The following is a 23,086-nucleotide window of genomic DNA, read 5'->3' on the forward strand; positions in this document are numbered from 1 at the left end:
TTGTCCCTCGGGGTCGTATCCACCACCGTGACCCTCACCGCCAAACCGCTCCGACCGGCCGACGCCGACGAACTCGACGACGTGCTCGCCAGCCACGACCCACTCCTCGTGGAGTTCTACACCGCCGGCTGTGCGATGTGCCAGGCGATGGAACCCGTCCTCGGGACCGTGCAACGAGCGGCCGACGTCACCGTGGCGATGGTCAACCCCGGCGACGATATCGGCCTCGTCGACGCCTGGAACGTACGCTCGGTCCCCACGCTCGTCCTCGTCGAGGACGGCGAGGAGGTGGCGCGGATGGCCGACGGCTTCCAGGGCGCGGAGTCGGTCGTGGCGTTCCTGAACGAACACGCCGCCACCGGCCTGACAGTCTGAACGCCGCCGGGGCGCGATCGTACCAACGTACACCCGACCGGCCCAAACGATTAAGGATGTTTGTAGTAAAATTTTTTCACAGATGAGAGAGCTCTCACGACGGGACGCACTGACGCTACTGGGTGCGGGTGCGCTCGGGACGGCGTTCGCCGACTCGGCGAGTGCGGCCCCGCTCCCGACGGGCGGTATCGACGCGACGTGGACGACCGGCGAGCAGTACGGCATCGGCACCGTCGCCGACCACCGGAGCGAGGACCCATCGCGGGTCTGGTTCACGCTCTCGGAGGGGGCGCTCACCGGCGCGCGGTTCCCGCGTATCGACCTGATGAACCTCCGGACGCTCGACTTCCTCGTGACCGACGGCGAGGGCTACGCGAAGCGAACGCACGTCGTCGACCGGACGGCCGAGACGACGCTCGACCGGACGACGGTCCAGAGCGAGGACGAGGCGCTGGTCTTCGAGCAGACGACCCGCGAGACGGCGTCGGAGCGGGACTGGACGCTCACCGTCGAGTACGTCGCCGACCCGGACCACGACGCGGTGCTCGCGGACGTGCGCTTCGAGGCCGGCGACGGCGTGGAGTACGACGTCTACGCCGTCGCGGACCTCGCGCTGTCGAACTCGGGACGAAGCGACACGGCGACGGTCCGTGGCTCCGCACCGCCGTCGAAGGGAGGCGGGAAGGGGAAAGGTGAGGGCAACGGGAAGCGCTCGGGCTACGTCCTGACGGGCCGCGATACGGACGCGAACGACGACAGCGCGGCGTTCCGCGCCCCGGACGGGTCGGCGTACGATACGGCGCTGGCGCTGGCCGCCCGCGGCGGGTTCGACTGGGCGACCGTCGACGTGGTCGGCGGCGACGCGCTCTCGTCGCTACTGGTCGACGGCACTACCGCGACCACCTACGACGAGGCGTCGGGCAACGTCGCGATGGTCGGCCGACTCGGCTCGGGCAGTTCGCTCCGCGAGACGGTCGGACTCGGCTTCGCCGAGGGTGGCGACGAGGAGGCGGCGAGCGCCGAGGTACAGAGGGCGCTGCGACGGGCGTTCTCGGCGGCCCGTGCTCGCTACACGAAGACGTGGCGCGACTACCTCGCCGACCTGGACACGCCCGACGCCGTCGCCGGCGATTCGGAACTCCGCGCCCAGTACGACACCGCCACGATGGCGCTGAAGGCCGCCGACTCCAAGCAGTTCCCCGGTGCGGGCCTCGCCAGTCTGTCGGTGCCGTGGGGAGTCGGCGTCACCGCCAACGAACCCTCCGACTACGGCTACAACTTCACGTGGGCGCGGGACCTCTACCAGGCGTTCTCGGCACTGCTCGCCGCCGGTGATACGGAGAGCGCCCGCGAGGCGCTGGCGTACATCTACGAGTACCAGCAGGACGAGACCGGGTTCGTCCCGCAGAACACCTACGTCGACGGGCGGACGCGCTGGGGTGGCGAGCAGATGGACAACATCTCGTTCCCGGCCATCATGGCCTATCGGCTTCGAGAAGCGGGCATCGGCTTCGAGGAGGGCGGCTACGGCTACGAGCACCTGAAACGCTCCTCGGACTACGTCGCCGCGAACGGCCCCGAGACGGGCCAGGAACGCTGGGAGGAGGAGTCGGGTCTCTCGCCGTCGACGACCGCCGCCGAAATCGCCGGTCTCGCCTGTGCGGCCTCCATCGCCGCCGACGAAGGCGAACGGGCCGACGCGCTCGTCTGGCTGGCACTGGCCGACCGCTGGCAGCGCAACACCGAGAACTGGATGGCAACCTCGACGGGTGACCTCGCCGACGAGCAGTACTACTTCCGCATCAACGACGACCGCGACCCCGACGACGGGGCACCGCGGGCGATGAACAACGGCGGCCCGACGCTCGACGAGCGCAACGTCGCGGACGCGGGGTTCCTCGAACTCGTCCGACTGGGCGTCAAACCCGCGGACGACCCCGTGATTCGGACCTCCGTGGACATCGTCGACGACACCATCCGAGTCGACACGCCGAACGGTCCCGGCTGGTACCGCTACAACGGCGACGGCTACGGCGAACAGGACGGGTCGGACAACCCCGCCGGCGCGCCGTGGTCGCTCGACAACACCGGGCAGGGCCGACTCTGGCCCATCTTCTCCGGTGAGCGTGCCGAGTACGAACTGCTCGCGGGCGGAGGCGGGAGCGTCGCTCCCGACGCCCTGCTCCGGTCGATGCAGCGGTTCGCCAACTCCGGGCGGATGATTCCCGAACAGGTCTGGGACCGACCCGAACCCACCGCCTACAACTGGCGGTTCGGCGAGGGGACCGGAAGCGCGACGCCGCTGTCGTGGAGCATGGCGCAGTTCGTTCGCCTCGCGCACGGTATCGACGCGGGCGAACCGGTCGAGACGCCGGCGTTCGTCCGCGAGCGCTACGCCGACGGCGACCTGCCCGAGGGACCGACGCTCGACGTCCAGTTCCCGCCGAGCGTCGTCGGGTCGAAGGCGGTCACCGTCTCGGGGACCACGAGCGGGAGCGAGGTGGTCGTCTCGACGGGCGCGGAGACGGTCGAGGCGAACGTCACGGACGGCGCGTTCAGCACCGAGGTCGCCGTCGCGGACGGGGAGACCACCGTCACCGTCGTCGCCTCGACGGGCGGCGACATCGCGGCGGCCGGTACGACGGTCGCCCGTTCGACGGTCGCGTACGTCGACGTGGGCGACCCGGTCGCGGAGTTCGGCGACCCCGAGGGCGACGACGCGGGGCCGGGAGGCTACACCTACCCCACCAACGGCGTGTTCGTCGACGGCGCGTTCGACCTCACGTCGTTCGGCGTCTACGAGGACGGCGACAGTTACCAGTTCGTCACGGGCCTCGGCACCCTGACGAACCCGTGGGGGGGCAACGGTCTCTCGCTCCAGACGATCCAGGTGTACGTCCGTGACCCGTCGGCGTCCGGTGGCACGACCACGGCACGGGCGGGCGTGAACGCGCAGTTCACCGACCCGTACCAGCGACGACTCGTCGTCGAGGGGTTCGCCCAACCCGTCGTCGAGGACGCCTCGGGCAGTGTCGTCTCCCGCGACGTCACGGTGACGGGCTACCAGTCGGTGAACGCGGTGAAGGTCGAGGTGCCCAAGGCGGCGCTCGGCGACCTCTCGGGGACCGAACTCGTCCCGCTGGTGCTCGGCCAGGACGGCTACAACACCGGTGGCATCCGTCCGGTGAACGCCGAGAACGGCGGCTACGTCTTTGGCGGTGGCCGTGACGACGACGCCAACCCGAACGTCGTCGACCTCGTGACGCCGGAGGGCGTCGACCAGGCCGACGCGCTGGCGTACACGGCGACGGAGCAGGCGACCATCCCGTACCTCCCGGTGGAGTAGTCGCGCCGTCGGCCGGGACGGACCGACGAACCCACACCGTTTTCACCCATCCCGCGACAGTCCCGTGCAATGACTGCGGAGGGTATCGTCGGGCAGTATCTCGCGCTCAAGGCGGAGACGGATGCGGACGTGCTGGCGATGCAGATGGGCGATTTCTACGAGTTCTTCCACGAGGACGCCGAACTGGTCGGCCGCGAGTTGGACCTCAAGGTCTCGGAGCGCTCCTCGGGGGGCGAAGCGTACAAGATGGCGGGCGTCCCGCTGGACGACCTGACGCCGTATCTGAGCGCGCTGGTCGAACGCGGCTACCGCGTGGCCGTCGCCGACCAGTACGAGACCGACGACGGCCACGCACGACGTATCGAGCGGGTCGTCACGCCCGGCACGCTCCTGGAGACGAGCGACGCCGACGCGCGATACCTCGCCAGCGTCGTCGCGGGCGACGGGAGCGACGAGTACGGCCTCGCGTTCGTCGACGTGACGACGGGGCGGTTCCACGTCACGGCCGTCGCGGACCGGGCGGCGGTCCTCACCGAACTGTACCGCTTCGCACCGACCGAAATCGTCCCGGGCCCCGCCGTTCGCACGGACGACGAGTTGCTCAACACGGTCCGCGAGCGGACGGAGGCGACACTGACGCTGCACGCGACGGACGCGTTCGCGCCCGGTCGCGCCCGCCACACGCTCCGCGAGCAGTTCGGCGACGTCGAGGACGCACTGGCCCTCGACTCGACGCTCGCGGTGCAGGCCGCCGGTGGCGCACTCGACTACCTCGCGGAGACCGGGACGGGAGCGCTGGCGTCGGTGACGCGTCTCGGGACGTACACGCCCGACGACCACGTCGCCGTCGACGCGACCACCCAGCGCAACCTCGAACTCACCGAGACGATGACGGGTGCGGGCCGGTCGCTGTTCGAGACGGTCGACCACACCGAGACGAGCGCGGGTCGACGCTTGCTCAAACAGTGGCTCGGCCGCCCCCGCCGAGCGAGAGGAGAACTCGAACGCCGGCAGGCCTGTGTCGGCGCGTTCTGTGAGGCGGCGCTCGCCCGCGAGGAACTGCGCGAGACGCTCGCGGACGCCTACGACCTCGAACGCCTCGCCAGCAGGACGGTGTCGGGGAGTGCCGACGCGCACGGCCTGCTTCGAGTGAAGGAGACGCTCGCGCTGCTCGACCCGCTCGGGGACCTGCTCGACTCGACGCCGCGACTCGCGGACTCGCCCGTCGCCGACGTGCTCGACGGCGTCGACCGGGAGGCGGCGGCCGACCTCCACGCGACGCTCGACGAGTCACTCGCCGAGGACCCGCCGAACACCGTCACGCAGGGTGGGCTGTTGCGACCCGCCTACGACGAGGAACTCGCGGACCTCGTCGCCCGTCACGAGGCGTGTCTGGAGTGGTTCGACACGCTCGCCGACCGCGAGAGCGAGGCGACGGGTATCGCACGGCTCTCCGTGGACCGCAACAAGACCGACGGCTACTACATCCAGGTGGCGAAGTCACAGGCCGACGCGGTGCCCGAACGCTACGAGGGCATCAAGACGCTGAAGAACTCGCAGCGATACGTCACCGACGAACTCCGCGAACGCGAACGCGAGGTCCTGCGTCTCGAAGAGCGACGCGGTGAACTGGAGTACGAACTGTTCGGCGAGTTGCGCGACGAGGTAGCCGCCCACGCCGAACTGCTCCAGGACGTGGGTCGGGTGCTCGCCGAACTCGACACGCTGGCGAGTCTCGCCACCCACGCCGTCCGGAACGACTGGACCCGTCCGGACCTGGTCGAGTCGGGTCCGCTGCACGTCGAGGCGGGCCGCCACCCCGTCGTCGAGACCGACGTGAACTTCGTCCCCAACGACCTGCATCTGGACGCCGAGCGACGCTTCCTCATCGTCACCGGCCCGAACATGAGCGGGAAGTCGACGTACATGCGGCAGGCGGCGCTCGTCACCCTGCTCGCACAGGTCGGGAGCTTCGTCCCCGCGCGGGCGGCGACGGTGGGAGTGGTCGACGGTATCTACACCCGCGTCGGGGCGCTCGACGAACTCGCACAGGGCCGCTCGACGTTCATGGTCGAGATGCAGGAGCTATCCAACATCCTCCACAGCGCCACCGACGAGTCGCTCGTGATTCTCGACGAGGTCGGTCGCGGGACGGCGACGTACGACGGTATCTCCATCGCGTGGGCCGCCACGGAGTACCTGCACAACACGGTCGGCGCGAAGACGCTGTTCGCCACCCACTACCACGAACTGACGGGGCTGGCCGAGCACCTCCCGCGTGTGGCGAACGTCCACGTGAGTGTGGACGAGTCGGACGGCGACGTGACGTTCCTGCGGACCGTCGAGGAGGGGGCGACGAACCGTTCCTACGGCGTCCACGTCGCGGACCTCGCCGGGGTTCCGGGTCCGGTCGTCGAGCGGGCGGGCGACGTACTGGACCGTCTGCGCGAGGAGAAGGCCATCGAGGCGAAGGGGGCGGAGTCGGGGGCTGGCGAGCCAGTACAGGCGGTGTTCGACCTCGGGTCTGGGTCGTTCCAGGGGCCGGCCAGCGCGGACGGCGGGAGGGAGACGGCGGAGAACGACCCAGCCCCGGCGCTCGACCCCGAGACGGAGGCCGTCCTCTCGGAACTCCGTGGGATGGACCTCACCGCCACGTCGCCCATCGACCTCGTCTCGGCCGTCCAGGAGTGGCAGCGACGGCTGGACGACCACGACTGACGTCCGGAGGGGAGGTTTTTGTCCCCGCGGGGAGACTGGTCGGCCGATGATACTCCAGTACGCCATCATCCCCATCGACCCGGACAGCCGCGAGGAAGCCATCGAGGCGCTGACCGAACTCGGCGAGCAGTCCCGCGCCGAAGAAGGGGTCGTCGACTACCGCGTCACGACCGACGTGGACGACGAGAATACGGTCAGAATCATCGAGCAGTACGAGGACGAGGCGGGCGTCGAGGCCCACATGACCAGCGAGCACTTCGAGGCGTTCCAGGGGAACGTCGGGGAGTTCGCGGGCGGACCGGTCGAACTCTACAAGTACGAGGTGTCGGACTCGACGCAGTTGATGTGAGGGCGGCCCGGCCGTCCCCGGTCGGAGGGTCACGGCGGCCGACCGCGTCAACGCCGGATTGATACGGCCTCGCACTGACGTGAGAGCATGATTTCCACGAGCCGAGGACGGACGGCCGTGCGTGCGGGCGGCCGACGGAGGGCTCGACCGTGAGCGAGACGACGGAGACGCACTTCCTGTGCAACGTCACGCAGAAGGCCGTGACCGTCGGCCCGACGGGCGACGTGCTGCTCGTCCAGCACCCCAGAGGGACGTGGGTGGTTCCCGGCGGTCGTATCAACGACGGCGAGACGGCCGAGGACGCACTTCGCCGCGAGATGCACGAGGAGACGGGTCTCGACGTACGCGTCGAGCGACCCGTTCTCACCGCGACGGATCTCTGGCGCAACGACGACGGCGACCCGATGTTCACCGTCGTCTACCGCTGCCGGGCCGACGAGCGGTCGGTGACGCTCAACGAGGAACACGAGGACTACGTCTGGCTCACGCCGGCGGCGGCGGCCGAACAGGTCCGCGGCCAGCGCCTCGGTCTCGCCATCGAACGCGCGGTGAGCGGGCGATGAGCGACGGCGGTGACGGTCCGACCGACGACGGAGCGACGGAGGACGCTCCGGACGGTTCCGACGCGCCCGAGATTCGGCAACTCGACGCGACCACCGTCGAGCGCATCGCCGCCGGCGAGGTGGTCGAACGGCCGGCCTCCGTCGTCAAGGAACTCGTCGAGAACGCCATCGACGCCGACGCCTCCCGCGTTCGTGTCAGCGTCGAGAACGGCGGCGTCGACGGTATCCACGTCGAGGACGACGGCCACGGGATGGACGAGGCCGCGGCCACCCGTGCCGTCGAGAAACACACCACCTCGAAGATCCGCGACATCGACGACCTGGAGGCGGGCGTCAGCACGCTCGGCTTCCGTGGCGAGGCGCTCTACGCCATCGGCGCGGTGTCGCGGCTGACCATCACGACGAGACCCCGGTCGGGTGATCGGGGCACCGAGGTTCGCGTCGAGGGCGGTGAGACGACCCACGTCGGCCCCGCTGGCTGTCCCACTGGGACGACCGTCGCCATCGAGGACCTGTTCTACAACGTCCCCGCCCGCCGGAAGTACCTCAAACAGCCGACCACCGAGACCGACCACGTCCAGCGGGTCGTGACGGGCTACGCCCTCGCCAACCCCGACGTCGCGGTCACCTTCGAGACCGACGGCCGCGAGCGGTTCGCCACGACCGGACTCGGTGACCTGCGCTCGGCGGTCATGGCGGTGTACGGCCGCGAGGTGGCGAGCGCGATGGAACCCGTCGAGGCCGACACCCCGGACGGTCCGCTCGACGCCGTCTCCGGTCTCGTCAGTCATCCCGAGACGACCCGCGCGAGTTCGGAGTACGTCGCCACGTTCGTCAACGGCCGGTGGGTGACCGCACGTGCGGTCCGCGAAGCGGTGGTGAACGCCTACGGCGGACAGCTCGCACCCGACCGCTACCCGTTCGCCGTCGTCTTCCTCGACGTGGACCCGTCGACCGTCGACGTCAACGTCCACCCGCGGAAACTGGAGGTTCGGTTCGCCGACGAGGCGGGCGTCCGCGAACAGGTCCGTGAGAGCGTGAAGCGGTCGTTGCTCGACGCGGGGCTGATTCGGAGTCGTGCCCCGCGGGGTCGCTCGGCCCCCGAGCAGACCGAAATCTCCCCCGAACGCGCCGACGAGGGGGACGAAACGGCCGACCGGTCGGGCTCGTCGACTCCTGACACCACGGCCCCGCCCGGCGACACCGCGCCGACCGACGCGAGGGCCGACGACGAGACACGGCGGTCGGACGGACCGCTCGGCGCGGACCCCCGTGGCGTCCCCGACACACCGACCACCCGGTCGGGTGGAGGGAGGGCCCGTCGTCGCCCCGCCGCGGGGGCCGGTCGTCGGGCGTCGTCGGACGCGTCGAACGCGTCGGGCGAGTCGCCGCCGGGTGTCGACGCCGATTCGTCCTCGTCGTCCGAGGACGGGAGCACGGCCGTCTCCGAGCGGGGCGACGACGAGCGGCGTGTCAGTCCGTCCCGAACCCCCTTCGCTTCCGGTGGAGACCGTGAGACGGGGCGCTCGTCGGACTCGGCCCGAAAGTTCCGGTCGCCGGTCGAGCAGACCCGACTCTCCGACCGTGACCCCGCCCCCGAGTACGACCGTCTCCCGCCGCTGCGCGTGCTCGGCCAGTACGACGAGACGTACCTCGTCGCCGAGTCCGACGACGGCCTCCTGCTCGTCGACCAGCACGCCGCCGACGAGCGCATCAACTACGAGCGCCTGCGTCGGGAGTTCGCCGACGGCGTGACGAGTCAGACGCTCGCCGAACCGGTCGAACTCGAACTCACGGCGCGGGAAGCGACGCTGTTCGACCCCCACCGCGAGGCGCTCGCGGAACTCGGGTTCGACGTCGAACTCGTCGACGACCGAACCGTCGCCGTCCGGTCGGTGCCCGCCCTGCTCACGGGCCACGAGGGCCTCGTCCCGGACCTGCTGACGGCGTTCGTCGCGGGCGACGGCGCGTCGACGGTGGCCGAGGCGGCCGACGAACTGCTCGCGGACCTGGCGTGTTACCCCTCGATCACGGGCAACACGTCGCTCCGGGAGGGCACCGTCGTCGAGTTGCTGTCGGCGCTCGACGACTGCGAGAACCCGTACGCCTGTCCCCACGGCCGGCCCACCGTCGTCGCGTTCGACCGCTCGGCTATCGAGGACCGCTTCGAGCGCGACTACCCCGGCCACGGCGGGCGGCGTGACGGCCTCTGACGGCGGCCGGGGTGGTCGAGCGCCGTACGGGGGGACGCTCCGTCGGTCGCCACACCGCCGCGGCGGAACGACTTTCTCCCCCCACTCCCTTGCCGCGACTATGATTCGTGTTTCCGACAGGTCGACCGACCGACCACACGAGGGGGCGGACGAGTGACGCTCGTCACGTTCGGCGAGGCGTCGCTGTGGCTCGCCCCACCGACCGGCGACCGACTGTCGAGCGCCGACCGACTCCGGGTCCGCGTCGACGGCGTCGAGAGCAACGCGGCCGTCGCCGCCGCGGCGCTCGGCACGGACGCGGTGTGGCTCTCGAAACTGCCGGACTCGTCGCTGGGCCGGCGTGTCGCCGGCGCACTCCGTGGCTACGGCGTCGACGTGGACGTGACGTGGGCCCACGAGGGGCGACAGGGTGTCCGATTCTTCGAGCGCGGGAGCGGCCCCCGTCCGGACGGAGCGGTCGACGACGCGGCCGACACCGCGGTGACGAGCGTCGACGCCGAGGACCTCGCCATCCGTCGCCTGAGCGGTGCGGCCGCGTTCTACACCTCGGCGGCGACGATGGCGCTGTCGGGTGACCTCGCCCGGACCTGCGCGACGCTGATGAAGACCGCCGCGAGCAACGACGTCCGGACGGCGTTCTCGCTGACCGACCGCGGCCGGTGGACCGAGGGGATGGCCCGCGAGGCCGCCGACCGTGTGCTGCCGGACGTCAACGTGCTCGTGGCCCGCGAGGCCGACGCGGAACGACTCGTCGAGCGCCCCGACCAGACCGTCCGGGAGATGGCGCACTCGCTGGCCTCCCGCTACGACGTCGAGCGGGTCGCCATCACGCGCGGCGAGCGTGGAGCCATCGTCTGGGAGGCGTCGACGGTCCACGAACGGCGGGCCGTGGAGACGCCCGTCACCGACCCCAGCGGGTCACACGACGCGTTCGCCGGGGCGTTCCTCTCGCGGTCGCTCGATGGAGGTAGCGTCGCGGATGCGCTCGACTACGGCGTCGCCGGGGCGACGCTCGCCCGGACCGTCGCGGGACCGACGCTCACCGCCACCGACACGGAGTACCGGTCGGTCCTCGACGCGATGGACGCCGCGGAGCGCTGAGACGGCGGCTCTCGGCCACGATAGCCGACCGACCGAGACGATGGTAATCATGTGAGACGATACTGATTAGTAACCAAACTCCCCAGCCGAAAGTATGCGAACCAAGTACGTCCTGTTGGTCGCCCTGTTGCTCCTCGTGTCGGTGGTCACTCCGGCCGCGGCTACCGCGCCACAAGAGCAGGTGACGCTGACGGTGTCCGTCGTCGACCAGCACGGCACCGGCGTCGGTGGTGCGACGCTGACCGCGAGCTGGGACGGCGGTGACGCGACGGAGACGACCCGCTCGAACGGCCAGGCACTCATCGACGTTCCGCGCGGCGCGAGCGTCGCCCTCACCATCGAGGACGACGACTACGTCCGCAACCTCCCCAAGATGGTCCCCTCCGCGGAGGGGGGTGACGTGACCGTCGACGTGGCGAAGAAAGGCTCCGCGACGGTCCGCGTCGAGTCGGCCGGGGGCGAGGCGCTCTCGGACGCTCGCGTCATCGTCAGCCAGAACGGAACGACCATCACCCACGGCGAGACCAACGAGAACGGCGGGTTCAACGCCGCATCCCTCGAACAGGGGGGCTACGACCTCCGGGTCGTCAAACCCGGCTACTACGCCACCGAACAGTCGCTGACCGTCCGGTCGTCGTTCTCGCTCCAGCCGGTCACCATCGAGCAGGGCGAGGTGACCGCCCGTTTCGGCGTCGTCGACGACCACTTCGAGGAGCCTCGTGCGCTCGAAGCGGCGACCGTCAAGGTGGGGTCGCTCGGCCAGTTCAACACCTCCGACGACGGCACGCGTGCGGTGAGCGTCCCCGTCAACACCGAGTTCGAGGTCCGGGTGTCGAAACCCGGCTACGAGACGGCCACCCGGACGGTCAGTATCGGCGAGGAGGACGAGACGACGACGCTCGCCATCCAGCGCACGCCCGCGCTGTCGGTCGTCCCGGCGAACACGCAGGTCGTGGTCGACCAGACCGTCGAGGTGCAGGTCACCGACGAGTACGGTGACGCCGTCGCGGACGCGACCCTCCGGGTCGACGGCGAGGCCGTCGGCACGACCGACTCGCAGGGAACCGCCCGTCTCCCCATCGACAGCGCCGGCGACCACGACGTCACCGCGGTCAAGGGTGAGGTGACCGCCGACGCCATCGTCGTCGAGGGCGTCTCCGGTGCCCAGCAGGCACAGGACCCTGCCACCGCGACGGCGACGGCCGAACCCACCGGTATCGACGACCCGACCACGACCACCGAGTCCTCCGGAACGGGGCCCGGCTTCGGCGTCGTCCTCGCGCTTCTCGCGCTCCTCGGGACGGTCGGTCTCCTCACCCGCCGTCGCTGACGGGGCACGGACTCCACGCCCCCCGCTCCTCCCCGTCGTGGCGCTCCACGTCGACCCCCGTGTCTCTATCTTTCACCGGACCACCGTCTGTCGAACAGAGGCGGCTTCTTGGTCCGGCCGTGTGTGTCGTGAGATATGGCAACCGGCACGGAGTCGGAGACGGACGCCGAGTCGGGCGTCCGTAGCGTGCTTCGACAGGTCGTCTCCTTCGAGCGTGACGTCCTCGTCCTCTCGCTGGCGATGTTCGCGTTCAGCCTCGCCTTCCAGATGACGAGTCGCTACGTTCCGGAGTACCTCCGTCTGTTCGGGGCGGGTCCGGTCGTCATCGGCCTGTTCGGGACGCTCGGCAACGTCGTCAGCTTCGCGTACCCGTACCCCGGCGGGGCGCTGTCGGACCGTCTCGGCTCCCGGCGGGCGCTGACGCTGTTCGGTCTCCTCTCGACGCTCGGGTTCGTCGTCTGGCTGTTCGCCGACCTGTTCGGCGTCGTCACCACCGCGCCGGTCACGCTGGGGCCGTACACGCTCGGGTCGGCCGCCCTCGGCCCCTACGCGCTCCCCGAACTGACGCTCCCCGTGGGGATCTTCCTCGGCCTCCTGCTCGCCCAGTGTTGGAAGTCGTTCGGCCTCGGGGCGACGTTCGCCGTCGTCAAACAGGCGACGACGCCCGAACGACTGGCGACGGGGTTCGCCTCCACCGAGACGGTCCGCAGGTTCGCTTTCCTGCTCGGCCCGCTCTTCGCGGCGGCCGTCCTCGCGGCGTACAGCTTCGAGGACGGGTTTCGGGTCGTCCTCGCCGTCGCAGCGACCGTCTCGCTGGTCGGGACCGTCGCCCAGCACGTCCTCTACGACGCCAGCGAGGACACGCTCGGGAAGTCGTTCGCGGGCGTGGGTGGGGTCGTCACGGACCTGCGCTCGCTCCCGTCGGAACTCCCGCCGTTGCTCGTCGGTGACACGCTGGTGCGCTTCGGGAACGGGATGGTCTACACCTTCGTCGTCGTCGTCGTCGTCGAGTTCCTCGAAGTGGGCGTGACGCTGCCCGTCGTCGGCCGTCTCGGCCCGGCGGCGTTCTTCGGCGTCCTGCTCGCCGTCGAGATGGCCGTCGCGTTGCTGACCATGGCTCCCGTCGCCGCGCTCTCCCGACGCGTCGGGCTGAAACCGGTCGTCGCGCTCGGGTTCGCCGTCTACGCCGTCTTCCCGGTGTTGCTCGTCTCGGTTCCGACCGCCGTCCCGGCGTCCGCCGAGGCCGCCGTCGTGACACTCCTGTTCGCGTTCTCGGGGTTGCGGTTCGCGGGTCTGCCCGCTCACAAGGCGCTCGTCGTCGGCCCCGCCGAGACGGACGCCGGCGGGCGCGTCACGGGGTCGTACTACCTCGTCCGGAACCTGCTGGTCGTCCCGAGTGCGGCGCTGGGGGGCGTGCTCTACGCCGTCTCGCCGGAACTGTCGTTCACCGTCGCCAGTGCGGTGGGTCTCCTCGGCGTCGTGCTGTTCCTCGTCTTCGGCGAGGAGTTCGAGGACGCCATCGCCGCGTGACGGGGTGGGCCGTCGCTCACGCCCGCCAGCGGAGGCCGGCGCGACTCCGCGAGACGTCGACGATACCGTCGTTCGCCGAGCAGTTGGGGCAGGCGAACACGCGACTGTTCGCGTCGCCGAAGACCGTAGTGAACCGCTGTGAGACGTGGCCGTCGCAGTGTGTGCAGTGTGGCATCGTTTCGTGGACCTACTGGTTCGACGTTGGGAGAGTATCCCGATAAGCCGTCCACGTAACGGGTTAGTGGTCGCTCGTTTCGGCTAGCTAACAGGCTAGCATCCCCCGCGAGCGACTCGCCAGCGGGCGGGGCTACGACGTCGAGAACCCGCCGTCGACGACGAGGCCGTGGCCGGTCACCCACGACGACTCGTCGCTGGCGAGAAAGAGGATACAGTCGGCTATCTCCTCGGCCTCGCCGAGTCGGCGCAGGTCGTAGCGCTGTTCCATCTGCTCGCGGGCGGCTTCCGGGTCCGACCGGGTGGCGAAGAACTGTTCGCCGAGGTCCGTCGTGACGAACCCCGGACAGACCGCGTTCGCGCGGACACCCATCGGCCCCGACTCCGCCGACACCGCCCGCGTGAAGTTGAGCACCGCTCCCTTCGTCAGCGAGTAGACGGCCTGTCGGGGCAGGCCGAAGTGTGCCGCCAGCGAGGCGACGTTGACGATGGCTCCCGACCCCTGTTCTTTCATGTGGGGCAACGCGGCGTGACAGCCGTTCCAGACGCCCCGCACGTTCACGTCGAGGACGTAGTCCAGCACGCTCTCGTCGGTGTCCTCGATCCACTGTGGCGGGTGGCCGATGCCGGCGTTGTTGACGACGACGTCGAGGCCCCGTTCGCTCGCCACCTCGTCGACCAACTCGTGGAACCGGTCGCCGTCGGTGACGTCGAGTTCGTGCGCCTCCGCCGAGCCACCCGCCTGTTCGATGGTCTCGGCCGTCTCGCCGACGGTCTCGGTGTTCACGTCGGTCGCCACGACGTGTGCACCCTCCTCGGCGAACCGCAGCGCCGTCGCCTCGCCGATACCCTGTCCCGCTCCGGTCACGAACGTCGTCTTACCGTCCAGTCGCATGGTCTGGGGTCGGGCGGCCCCGGCATAAAACCGGACTCCGGCGACGGGACGGTCCGGCCCGGACGGTACGTCGTCTGACGGGTGGGTGAACCGGGAGGGCTTTGCGCTCGCCGCCGAACCACGAGCTATGCTCTCAGTCGGCGACGATGCTCCGACGTTCGAACTGCGTGACCAGCACGGCGACAGCGTGGCGCTCCCCGAGGCGGGGACCGCGGTGGTCTACTTCTACCCCCGTGCGGACACGCCGGGGTGTACCACCGAGGCGTGTGGCTTCCGGGACTCCTGGGAGGCGTTCGCCGAGCGTGACGTGCCGGTGTTCGGTATCTCCGACGACCCCGTCGCGGACCTGACGGCCTTCGCCGAGAAGTACGACCTCCCGTTCACGCTCCTGTCGGACCCCGACGGTGCGGTCGCCGAGCAGTACGACTCCTACGGCGAGAAGAACATGTTCGGCAAGACGTTCGACGGCACGTTCCGGAACACGTTCGTCGTCCACGACGGCGAAGTCGTCGCGGTGTTCGACGGCGTCTCGCCGGACGGTCACGCCGAGGACGTCCTCACGGAACTGCCGTAGCGACGCGGGCGGCGGCGCGACCCGTCGACTCACGGTCGGCGTGTCGCCGGACACTCAGCGCAGTTCGACCGTCAGCGCCGCCGCCGGCGTCTCGGTGTGGCGGACCCACCTCCCGTCCCGTCGCTCGAACGCCGCGACGGTGACGACGAGTCGGCCCCGGTCGGGGAGGGTCGCCCGTGCGACCGGCCCCGCTCGCGTGACCACGACGTACGGCGGCGCGGCGACCGGTCGGGCCGGCAACCGTGTCTCCAGCGTCTCGGCCACACCGGTCAGCACGCCGGGGAGCGCGTCCACGACGCCCTGCGCTCGGAGCGCACGCTCGAAGGCGTCGGTCGTCACGGCGTCGGCTTCGGCGACGGCGTCCGCACAGTCCAGCGTCGTCTCGACGAGCGAGCGGTGCTCGCTCAGGAGGAACTCGCGGACGCGCTCGACGGCCGTGTCGTCGGGGTCGCTCATCCGGCCGCGCAGTTGTTCGGGCCGAGTTCGAGTTCGAACGCTTCCTCGTCGTCGACGTGTTCCTGTCCGAGGTTGACGGCGACGATGCGCTCGTAGTTCGCCGGTCGGTCGCCCATCCGGTCGGTGACGTACTCGACGAACTCGTCGGCGTCCATCCCGAACACCGGGAGCGTTCGGACCTGCCCGAGCGTGCTGAGGTGTCCCGGCGTCTCCTCCTCGGCGCGTTCGTGGTCGTCGGCCGTGGTGGGGTCGTAGTGTCCCGGCGCGATTCGGACCAGGTCCGGGAGGGTTCCCAGTCGCTCGGTCAGGGTCCGGTGGAGGTCACGGGCGTGCTCCGCCGCGCCCTCGTCGCCCGCTTCGAGGTCCGGTCTGGGGACCCGGTCGGCGAACACGCCGTCGCCGGTCAGGAACGTCTGGCCGACGCGGTAGGTCGTCATCTCGCTGGTGTGGCCGGGCGTGGCGACGGCTTCGAGTGCGACCGTGCCGACGCCGACGGCGTCCCCCGAGTCGAGGAAGCCGAACCGCTCCGGGTCGGCTACCCCCCGCTCGCGCGCCCCGCTCGGCAGAATCGGCTCGACGCCCCGTTCGGCGAGCGCTCGCAGTCCCGAGACGTGGTCGGCGTGGACGTGCGTGTCGATGGCGTAGCGGAGGGTCGCCCCCTCGGCTTCGGCGTCGGCGACGTAGCGGTCGGCGAACGTCCGGAGCGGGTCGACGACGGCCGCCTCGTCGCCGTCGACGACCAGGTACGCGAGACACCCCGAGGAGGGACGTTCGTACTGGACGATTCGGGGTGACTCGCCCACGACGGTCGACTCGTAGACCCGTGCCCACCCCTCCATGCCGTCGTCGAGGTTCACGGCGTCGACGCCCGCCTCGCGCAGGGAGTCGGCGACCTCCGCACTCGCTCGGCCCTCCGCACAGACGACGACCAGTTCGGTGCCGTCGTCGAGGCCGTTCTCGGCGGCGAGGTCGGCCACGGCGTCGGTCGCGCCGGCGGCGACGAACTTCATGTACGGCACCGTCACGAGGTCGTCGGCCGGGATGGACCACGCCTCGACCTCGTCGCGGTTCCGGACGTCGAGCACCCGGAGCGACTCGTCGGCGTCGAGTCGCTGGCGGAGCGCCGTCGCCGACAGCACCGGCTCGTCCGCGGCGTCGGTCTCTGTCATGCGTGCGAGGAAGATGCGGGGTCGGATAAGCCCCTCGGCGGTCGCTCCCGGAGGCCGCACCCGCCGCGAGATTGATACCCGTCGGTCGAGAGTGTCGGGCATGGACGCGTCCGAGTTCACCGACACACTCCGGACAGAGCGCGCGACGAAACTCGACCGTCTCGGGAGCGACAAGGCGCTCGTCGCCACCACGAACGCCCAGTTGGACACGACGCCGGTGCTCGCCGCCGCCGCCCGCTCGGAGGCACGTGCCGCCGAGACGTTCGAGGCGTGGGCCGCCGACACCGACGACGAGGCCGTCCGCGAGGCGTTCGAGGCCGTCGCCGAGACCGAACGCGAGCACTACGAGCGCGTCGCCGACCGACTGGACGAGGAGGTCGACGACGACGCCGACCCGCTCCACGACCACCTCCGAGGACTCGACGCTCCGGTCGAACGCGTCGCCGCCGGGATGGTCGCCCGTCCGCTGGTCGCCTCGCGGTCGCTCCTCCAGGCGGTCAACTTCTTCGTCAACGACGCCGACGAACCCACCGCGAACCTGTTCCGTGACCTCCGCTCGGAGACCGAGACGATGGCCGAGGAGGGTGCAGAACTGCTCGAAACGCTCTGTGCCTCCGAGGCGGAGTGGGACCGTGCGATGGACGCGGCGACCGAGACCGTCGACGTGGCCTACGAGGCGTACGCCGACGCCTTAGAGGAGTTGGGCGTCGACCCGAGACCCGTCTGCTGACTCCCGGTCCACTCGGGCCCACTCGGAGGACTGCTCTCCGTGAACGACGACGTCGCCGGTCGTCGGTGGGACCCCCGGTATCGTGCGGTCGCTCGCGGAGCGACCGACGGTGTGAGGCCGTGTCCGTCGCCGGCGTCGAGAGACGTCCCTCACGTGTCTCGGAACCGAACAGCGAACCCGACACCGGGGCGGTCCGGGTCAGTCGAGAACCACCCACCTGTGTGTCGTTCCGACTCGGCGTGGAACGTGCGTCGAGGGGACAGTCACGGACTGTCAGAGACCGTCTTCGGAACCGGCTGTCCCCCGTCGCGTGTCTACTTCTGGACGACGTCGGTCCCACCCTCCATCGGTCCCGATATAGACAGACCGTCATTCGTGGGGGGAGTGATAACCCGTTCCTTCGCTACCGAAACGAGTCGTCGTGTGACTGCCGGCCCGTTCGGTGGTCGGTGAGCCTCACGTCCAGGCCGTGTGAACCCGTCGGACCCGTCGCACCGGTTGATTTTAGCCTCGGGCTGGCGGACGATGCTACCATGATCGTTATCGCCGACGTCAGCGTCCCGGCGAGTCAGTTCCCACTGGGACGGGTCCTCGATGGGTTCCCCGACGTGGAGCTAGAACTCGAACGTATCGTCCCCCTGCGGGAGGCGGTCATCCCCCTGTTCTGGGTGAGAGACGGTGACACCGAGGCCGTCGAGGAGACGCTTAGAGCCGACCCGGTCACCAACTCGGTTACCCGACTGACGACGACCGGCGCTCGGGTGCTCTACCAGATCGAGTGGAGCCCCGAGGTGAACGGACTCGTCCAGTCGTTGCTCTCGTCGGACGCGAAGCTCCTCGCCGCGGCGGGGACGGCGGGGGTCTGGGACTTCCGCATCCAGTTCCAGACGCGTGCCGACCTGGGGAGGTTCCGGGAGTCCTGCGAGGAGGCCGGCATCTCGCTCACGCTTCGTCGGCTGTACAACCCGACGCTCCCCGAGCGGAGTGGGAACCTCTCGACGGAACAGTACGAGGCCCTCGTCGCCGCCTACCGGGCCGGCTACTTCGAGGTTCCCCGGGGGTCGAAGATGGGGGACCTCGCCGCCGAGTTCGACGTCAGCGACAGCGCGTTCTCCCAGCGCATCCGCCGGGGCATCTCCTCGTTCATCGCCGAGACGCTCATGCCCGAGTTCGGGCGGACCGGGGGCCGCACCGGCCCCGTCTCGTGGGACACCGACAGAGACACACAATAATACGAGTGTCGGAGAAACCTTCGCAACCGAAGTATATTCTTAGAAATGGTGCACCCTCGAAGGAAAGCTATGTACGGATCGCAACCAGAGGGACGCGTATGGAGGGAGACGGCCACTTCTCCGTCGACAGGATATTCGGGGTGTTGAGTCACGACCGCCGCCGTCTCGCCCTCCAGTACTTCAAACAGAACGGGACCCCGGTCGCCGTCGACGACCTGGCACGGCGAATCGCTCGCTGGGAGCAGACGTCGGCGGCCGTCCCGTCCGACGTCGAAGTGAAGCAGGTCCGGACGGCGCTCGAGAAGACCCATCTGCCGGAGTTCGAGGCCGTAGGCTTCGTCACGTACGACTCCGAGACCGAACTCGTCAGCTACGACGACGTGGCGATAGAAGGGGCGATGGAGAACGCCATCAACGTCATCGGCTTCCTGTTCGCCGGTTCGGTCGCCGGCGCGTAGCGACCGTCCGCGACCCGCTCGAACGGTCGCCGGAGAGCGACGACGGTGAGCGGAGTCCCGTGTACGCTCGGGAGCGGACCACTCGGCGGTCGTCTCGTGGACGAAGCCGTCGCCGAAGGTGGTAGCTTCCGCGTGACGTCACCATAGCCTCGGTCCGTCCATCCCGGCGAGCGACTCGTCGGTCCCGCTCGCGCCGGGTCGAGATAGCTCTGCTGTCCGGCTATCCGGCGTTCACGAAGACGTCTCCGTCGTTCGTCGTTCGTTTCGGGGGCCGAGAGTTATAGGGGTATCCGCGCCGGGCCCCCCACCGTGGCATGTCAGAGACACGTTTCTCACTGGTTCGCACGGCGTCCGGCGCGGTGACTCGCTCGGAGCACGTGGGAACGCACTCCCACGACCCATCCACCTTCCCAACGAGCGAGTAGACACATCGACACCTCTTCGACAGATAACCGCTGCCTTCGACACCGAGGGGCGGTTTGTACCGTCGGCTATCGAACCGAACTCCGTGACTGTCTCTCGATATTAACTATCACGATGTTCGCTCACGTACGACACTACTGTCGGTGCCTCGGATGAGACCCCTCGACGGTCCGCCTATCGGCCGATCCGAGCGGCTACCGACCGGGGCGAAGCGTTCGTTCCGCTAGCGGGGGAGGACTCTACGGCGGACCTCACTTGACTCGCCGACAGCCTCGTACGGCCGAACCGCCGCTCCTACCGAACCGGTCGGCGAATCGGACGGAGACGAATCGAGCGTCGGTCGTGTCTCGCCTGCCGCTCACCCCTCCGTCCGCGGCCCCCACGACCGGACGGCGTCGATGGCGAGCGCGGAGAACTCCTCGTCGGTCAGTTCGCCCGAGTCGAGGTCGTGGAGCCACCGTTCGTCGACGAACCACGTCCCGTGGACGACGCCGTCGGCGTTGGTCGCCGTCGCGGCGACGTCCCGTGGCTCCCAGTCGTCGAACTCCCGCAGGACGACGACGACGCTCCCGACCTGCCGGGGGTCCATCCCACCCTCGGGCATCACCGTCTCGTAGACGAGTTCGAGCGTGCCGTCGACGACGCCCGCCGCCGTGAGGTAGACGTTCCGACTCATCAGTTGGCTCTCCAGGTGGTGGTAGAGCGCCTCGTCGATGGGCCGGGGCATGGTCGTGGGGAGGGCGGGAGGGGTGAAAAGCGCCGCGGGCGGTGGCGCGTGTTCGATTGCCGTGGTCAGACTCGGCGGTAGGTGTCACGCATCGTCTCCGCGAACCGCCGGTCGGGGTCGAACGCGACGCAGACGACGACACAGCGGTGGTCTGCCGGGTCGAGGACGAACACCTCGTGTGGCGGGTCGGCGGTGACGCCGTCGAGCAGCGGGTCCAGCGGCTTCGTCCCGCCGGCGAACTCGCCGAACAGGTCGCGTGCGCCGGCCTGCTCGGCGAAGACGTAGACGACGCCGACCGGGTCCGAGTCCGTGTTCCTGAGCAGGCGACTGCCCATCGCCTCGCCGCTCGTCACCGTCTCCTGCCAGCAGTCGGCGGCGGCCTCGAACAGCGGCGTCGCGTCACGTCGGAAGTGAAACCGGGTCGCCTCGACGAGTTCGTGGTCCGTGACCCGAGGTTCGTCGCCGGTCCAGTCGAGCGTCGCTCGGATCCGGTTGCCCGGTTCGACGCCGTCGAGGGAGGCGGCGGGGACGTACGTCGGGTCGGCGGTGTCGGGGTCCAACAGCAGTCGCTCGTCGTCGGCCCGCGGACTCGTGAGGACGCGATACTCGTCCATCGGCGGCGCTACGCCGGGGAGGTGGGTAGGTCCGTCGGTTCGGCGCTCGGCCCGCCGATCAGACGGGGCCCACCCCCACGCGGCGAGGGCAGCGAGGACTCCCAGCGCGACGATAGCGAGGCCACCGACGACGGCGGCGTTCTCGCGGGCGACTGCGCGGTGCTCGGCGACCACGTCGACGGGGACGGTGCCGAGCACCGGTCGGCGGACGAGGAGGCCGAAGGTCAGGTCGTCGCCCCACCCGACACCGAGGCCGACGTCCGGGAACACGTCGACCGGTGCGAGCAGCTACGCCACGAGTCCCACGAGGAGCGCCGCGGCGCGGCGTCCGCTCGTCGAACGCGACGCGGAGGAGGGTGTACGCCTCGGGGAGGACGCCGAGGGGAGTCGAGCCATCGTAATCGGGCCTCGTAGGTACCCGGAGGGGTCGAACGCTCCGGCGAGTGAGGTGGCCGAACGGCGGATTCCGAGTGGGTGTTCAGGCGTCGTGTCGCCGGCGGCGAGCGGCGAGGTACGCCCGGACGCCGTCTTCGGCGGCGGCCCGGACTGCGGCGCGAGTTTCCGTGGTGTGGGGGGACTGCATACCCCGCCCTACTATTCACGACGATAAATACTTTCTCTCTGTGTGATACTCTCTAACCGAGACTATTCCGGACGGGTTTACGGTCGTGAAGCCCCAACCGCGGGCATGAACGTCGTCTCGTTGCTCCCGTCGGCGACGGAACTCGCCGACGCGCTCGACGTCGAACCGGTGGCCGTCTCACACGAGTGTGACTGGCCCCCGGCGGCGGCCGAGCGACCGACCGTCGTCCGTACGCGCATCGACGCCGAGGCGTCCAGCGGCGACATCGACGAGCAGGTACAGACCACCGAAGCGGCCGGCGACGGCGTCTACGCCATCGACCGGGAGGCGCTCGCCGCGGCAGACCCGGATCTCGTCGTCACCCAGGGGTTGTGTGACGTCTGTGCGGTCGACGAGGTGGTCGTCCACGACGCGCTCGACGACCTGGGGCTGGACTGCGAGGTGCTGACGGTCGACCCCCACTCGCTCGCGGACGTGTTCGAGGACCTCCGGCGCCTCGGCGAGGCGACGGGCCGCGAAGCGCGTGCCGAGGCGGTGGTCGCCGACCGCCGGGCACGGGTCGACGCGGTCCGCGAGCGCACTCGGGACGTTCCGGACGACGAACGCCCCCGGACCGCCGTCCTCGACTGGCTGAACCCGGTGATGACGGCGGGGCACTGGATGCCCGAACTGGTCGAGTACGCCGGCGGGGCGGTCCTGCTCGCCGCCGAGGCGTCGACGCCCCGCGAGTGGAAGACCGTCCGGGAGGCCGACCCGGACGTGCTCGTCGCCGCGCCCTGCGGCTTCGAACTGGACCAGACCCGCGAGAACCTCGCGGACCTCACCGACCGCGAGGGGTTCGACGGCCTCACCGCCGTCCGCGAGGGGCACGCGTTCGTGATGGACGGACACCACTACGTCAACCGTCCCGGTCCGCGACTCGTCGACACGCTCGAACATCTCGCGGGCCTGCTCCACCCCGAACGTTTCGAGTCACCGCCGGCGGACGTCGCTCGCCCGCTCGCCGAGTTACGACCGGAACGGGTCACCGGCGACTGATGGCGGAACTCGTCGTCGACACCGACGCTCGTGACGCGCTGGTCGCACACGCCCGCGAGGGCGCACCCGAGGAGGTCTGTGGCGTCCTCGGGGGACGCGAGGGAGGTGACGGCGGAGGACGACCGGGCCGTGTCACGCGCCACGAGCGCGTCCCGAACGTCGCCGAGACGCCCGAGACACGCTACGAACTCGACCCCGAGGCACAGTTCGCCGCGCTCCGGGCCATCGAGGACGCTGGCGACGACGTGGTGGGGTTCTACCACTCACATCCCGCTGGCCCCGACGACCCCAGCGCGACAGACGAGGCGCAGGCGACGTGGCCCGACGCGGTCTACTGTATCGTCTCGCTGGCCGCGACCGAACCGCGACTCGGCGCGTGGCGCTGGACGGGCGAGACGTTCGAGGAACTGAGCGTCCGCGTCGATTGACGTCCGCTCAGGGCTCGCTTCACTCGCCGGTCGCGTCTCCCGCGGTTCTCACTCACTGCG

The 23,086-nt window shown here is 69.9% G+C and carries 21 protein-coding genes; 15 read left to right on the forward strand and 6 right to left on the reverse strand.

Annotated elements, in window-relative coordinates; all coding sequences use genetic code 11:
* Positions 1-27 precede the first annotated feature (27 nt).
* The 9 genes from GQS65_RS00070 to GQS65_RS00110 all read left to right on the forward strand — a co-directional run bounded on the left by GQS65_RS00070 (position 28) and on the right by GQS65_RS00110 (position 13,525).
* Entirely contained in the window at positions 28-375 is a 348-nt protein-coding gene (locus GQS65_RS00070; protein WP_368279736.1) for a thioredoxin domain-containing protein, read from the forward strand.
* Positions 376-457: 82 nt separating this feature from the next.
* Complete coding sequence (locus GQS65_RS00075; RefSeq protein ID WP_158202638.1) at positions 458-3,721, forward strand: glucodextranase DOMON-like domain-containing protein; 3,264 nt, start codon at positions 458-460, stop codon at positions 3,719-3,721.
* Between the two features lie 69 nt (positions 3,722-3,790).
* Positions 3,791-6,439: a DNA mismatch repair protein MutS gene (mutS, locus tag GQS65_RS00080; RefSeq protein ID WP_158202639.1), complete on the forward strand. Its 2,649-nt coding sequence runs from the start codon at positions 3,791-3,793 to the stop codon at positions 6,437-6,439.
* Positions 6,440-6,485: 46 nt separating this feature from the next.
* On the forward strand, positions 6,486-6,788 hold the full coding sequence (locus GQS65_RS00085; RefSeq protein ID WP_158202640.1) for a putative quinol monooxygenase: 303 nt from the start codon (positions 6,486-6,488) through the stop codon (positions 6,786-6,788).
* A 149-nt stretch (positions 6,789-6,937) separates the two neighbouring features.
* Positions 6,938-7,351, forward strand: coding sequence for an NUDIX domain-containing protein (locus GQS65_RS00090; RefSeq protein ID WP_158202641.1), 414 nt, complete (start codon positions 6,938-6,940; stop codon positions 7,349-7,351).
* Positions 7,348-9,564 (forward strand): DNA mismatch repair endonuclease MutL, encoded by a 2,217-nt coding sequence (mutL, locus tag GQS65_RS00095; protein WP_158202642.1) that lies wholly within the window; start codon positions 7,348-7,350, stop codon positions 9,562-9,564. The genes GQS65_RS00090 and mutL overlap by 4 nt, the downstream gene beginning before the upstream one ends.
* 153 nt (positions 9,565-9,717) lie before the next feature.
* A complete protein-coding gene (locus GQS65_RS00100) occupies positions 9,718-10,665 on the forward strand; it encodes a PfkB family carbohydrate kinase (RefSeq protein ID WP_158202643.1) in 948 nt (315 codons plus the stop codon).
* Positions 10,666-10,759: 94 nt separating this feature from the next.
* The gene (locus GQS65_RS00105; RefSeq protein WP_158202644.1) at positions 10,760-11,995 is read left to right on the forward strand and encodes a carboxypeptidase-like regulatory domain-containing protein; all 1,236 of its coding nucleotides are present in this window, start codon (positions 10,760-10,762) and stop codon (positions 11,993-11,995) included.
* Positions 11,996-12,130: 135 nt separating this feature from the next.
* Complete coding sequence (locus GQS65_RS00110) at positions 12,131-13,525, forward strand: MFS transporter (protein WP_158202645.1); 1,395 nt, start codon at positions 12,131-12,133, stop codon at positions 13,523-13,525.
* Between the two features lie 16 nt (positions 13,526-13,541).
* Here the strand turns inward: GQS65_RS00110 and GQS65_RS21265 are convergent, their stop codons facing one another.
* Both GQS65_RS21265 and GQS65_RS00115 read right to left on the reverse strand, forming a co-directional pair.
* Positions 13,542-13,700, reverse strand: a complete 159-nt coding sequence (locus GQS65_RS21265) for a DUF7563 family protein (RefSeq protein WP_199268363.1) — start codon at positions 13,698-13,700, stop codon at positions 13,542-13,544.
* Between the two features lie 132 nt (positions 13,701-13,832).
* Positions 13,833-14,594 carry an SDR family NAD(P)-dependent oxidoreductase gene (locus tag GQS65_RS00115; protein ID WP_158202646.1) on the reverse strand — a complete coding sequence of 254 codons (762 nt, stop codon included), beginning with the start codon at positions 14,592-14,594 and terminating at the stop codon, positions 13,833-13,835.
* 127 nt (positions 14,595-14,721) lie between these two features.
* Between GQS65_RS00115 and bcp the strand changes: the two genes are divergently transcribed.
* Complete coding sequence (gene bcp / locus GQS65_RS00120) at positions 14,722-15,168, forward strand: thioredoxin-dependent thiol peroxidase (protein ID WP_158202647.1); 447 nt, start codon at positions 14,722-14,724, stop codon at positions 15,166-15,168.
* Between the two features lie 54 nt (positions 15,169-15,222).
* On the opposite strand, the gene GQS65_RS00125 is transcribed toward bcp, so the two are convergent.
* On the reverse strand, positions 15,223-15,624 hold the full coding sequence (locus tag GQS65_RS00125; RefSeq protein ID WP_199268364.1) for a hypothetical protein: 402 nt from the start codon (positions 15,622-15,624) through the stop codon (positions 15,223-15,225).
* A complete protein-coding gene (locus tag GQS65_RS00130; RefSeq protein ID WP_158202648.1) occupies positions 15,621-16,793 on the reverse strand; it encodes an MBL fold metallo-hydrolase in 1,173 nt (390 codons plus the stop codon). The genes GQS65_RS00125 and GQS65_RS00130 overlap by 4 nt, the downstream gene beginning before the upstream one ends.
* 100 nt (positions 16,794-16,893) lie before the next feature.
* Between GQS65_RS00130 and GQS65_RS00135 the strand changes: the two genes are divergently transcribed.
* The 3 genes from GQS65_RS00135 (at position 16,894) to GQS65_RS00145 (ending at position 19,213) form a co-directional block, all read left to right on the forward strand.
* Positions 16,894-17,523, forward strand: coding sequence for a ferritin family protein (locus tag GQS65_RS00135; protein ID WP_158202649.1), 630 nt, complete (start codon positions 16,894-16,896; stop codon positions 17,521-17,523).
* Between the two features lie 533 nt (positions 17,524-18,056).
* Positions 18,057-18,755: a helix-turn-helix domain-containing protein gene (locus GQS65_RS00140; RefSeq protein ID WP_158202650.1), complete on the forward strand. Its 699-nt coding sequence runs from the start codon at positions 18,057-18,059 to the stop codon at positions 18,753-18,755.
* A 98-nt stretch (positions 18,756-18,853) separates the two neighbouring features.
* Positions 18,854-19,213, forward strand: a complete 360-nt coding sequence (locus GQS65_RS00145; protein ID WP_158202651.1) for a DUF7344 domain-containing protein — start codon at positions 18,854-18,856, stop codon at positions 19,211-19,213.
* Between the two features lie 781 nt (positions 19,214-19,994).
* On the opposite strand, the gene GQS65_RS00150 is transcribed toward GQS65_RS00145, so the two are convergent.
* Positions 19,995-20,363 (reverse strand): hypothetical protein, encoded by a 369-nt coding sequence (locus GQS65_RS00150; protein ID WP_158202652.1) that lies wholly within the window; start codon positions 20,361-20,363, stop codon positions 19,995-19,997.
* A 65-nt stretch (positions 20,364-20,428) separates the two neighbouring features.
* Positions 20,429-21,247 (reverse strand): DUF6663 family protein, encoded by an 819-nt coding sequence (locus tag GQS65_RS00155; RefSeq protein ID WP_233264954.1) that lies wholly within the window; start codon positions 21,245-21,247, stop codon positions 20,429-20,431.
* A gap of 418 nt (positions 21,248-21,665) precedes the next feature.
* On the opposite strand from GQS65_RS00155, the gene GQS65_RS00160 reads away from it, so the two are divergent.
* The gene (locus GQS65_RS00160) at positions 21,666-22,598 is read left to right on the forward strand and encodes an ABC transporter substrate-binding protein (protein ID WP_158202653.1); all 933 of its coding nucleotides are present in this window, start codon (positions 21,666-21,668) and stop codon (positions 22,596-22,598) included.
* Complete coding sequence (locus GQS65_RS00165; RefSeq protein WP_158202654.1) at positions 22,598-23,026, forward strand: desampylase; 429 nt, start codon at positions 22,598-22,600, stop codon at positions 23,024-23,026. The genes GQS65_RS00160 and GQS65_RS00165 overlap by 1 nt, the downstream gene beginning before the upstream one ends.
* Positions 23,027-23,086 lie beyond the last annotated feature (60 nt).

Origin of the sequence: Halomarina oriensis (assembly GCF_009791395.1) — an archaeon.
GTDB lineage: Archaea > Halobacteriota > Halobacteria > Halobacteriales > Haloarculaceae > Halomarina > Halomarina oriensis.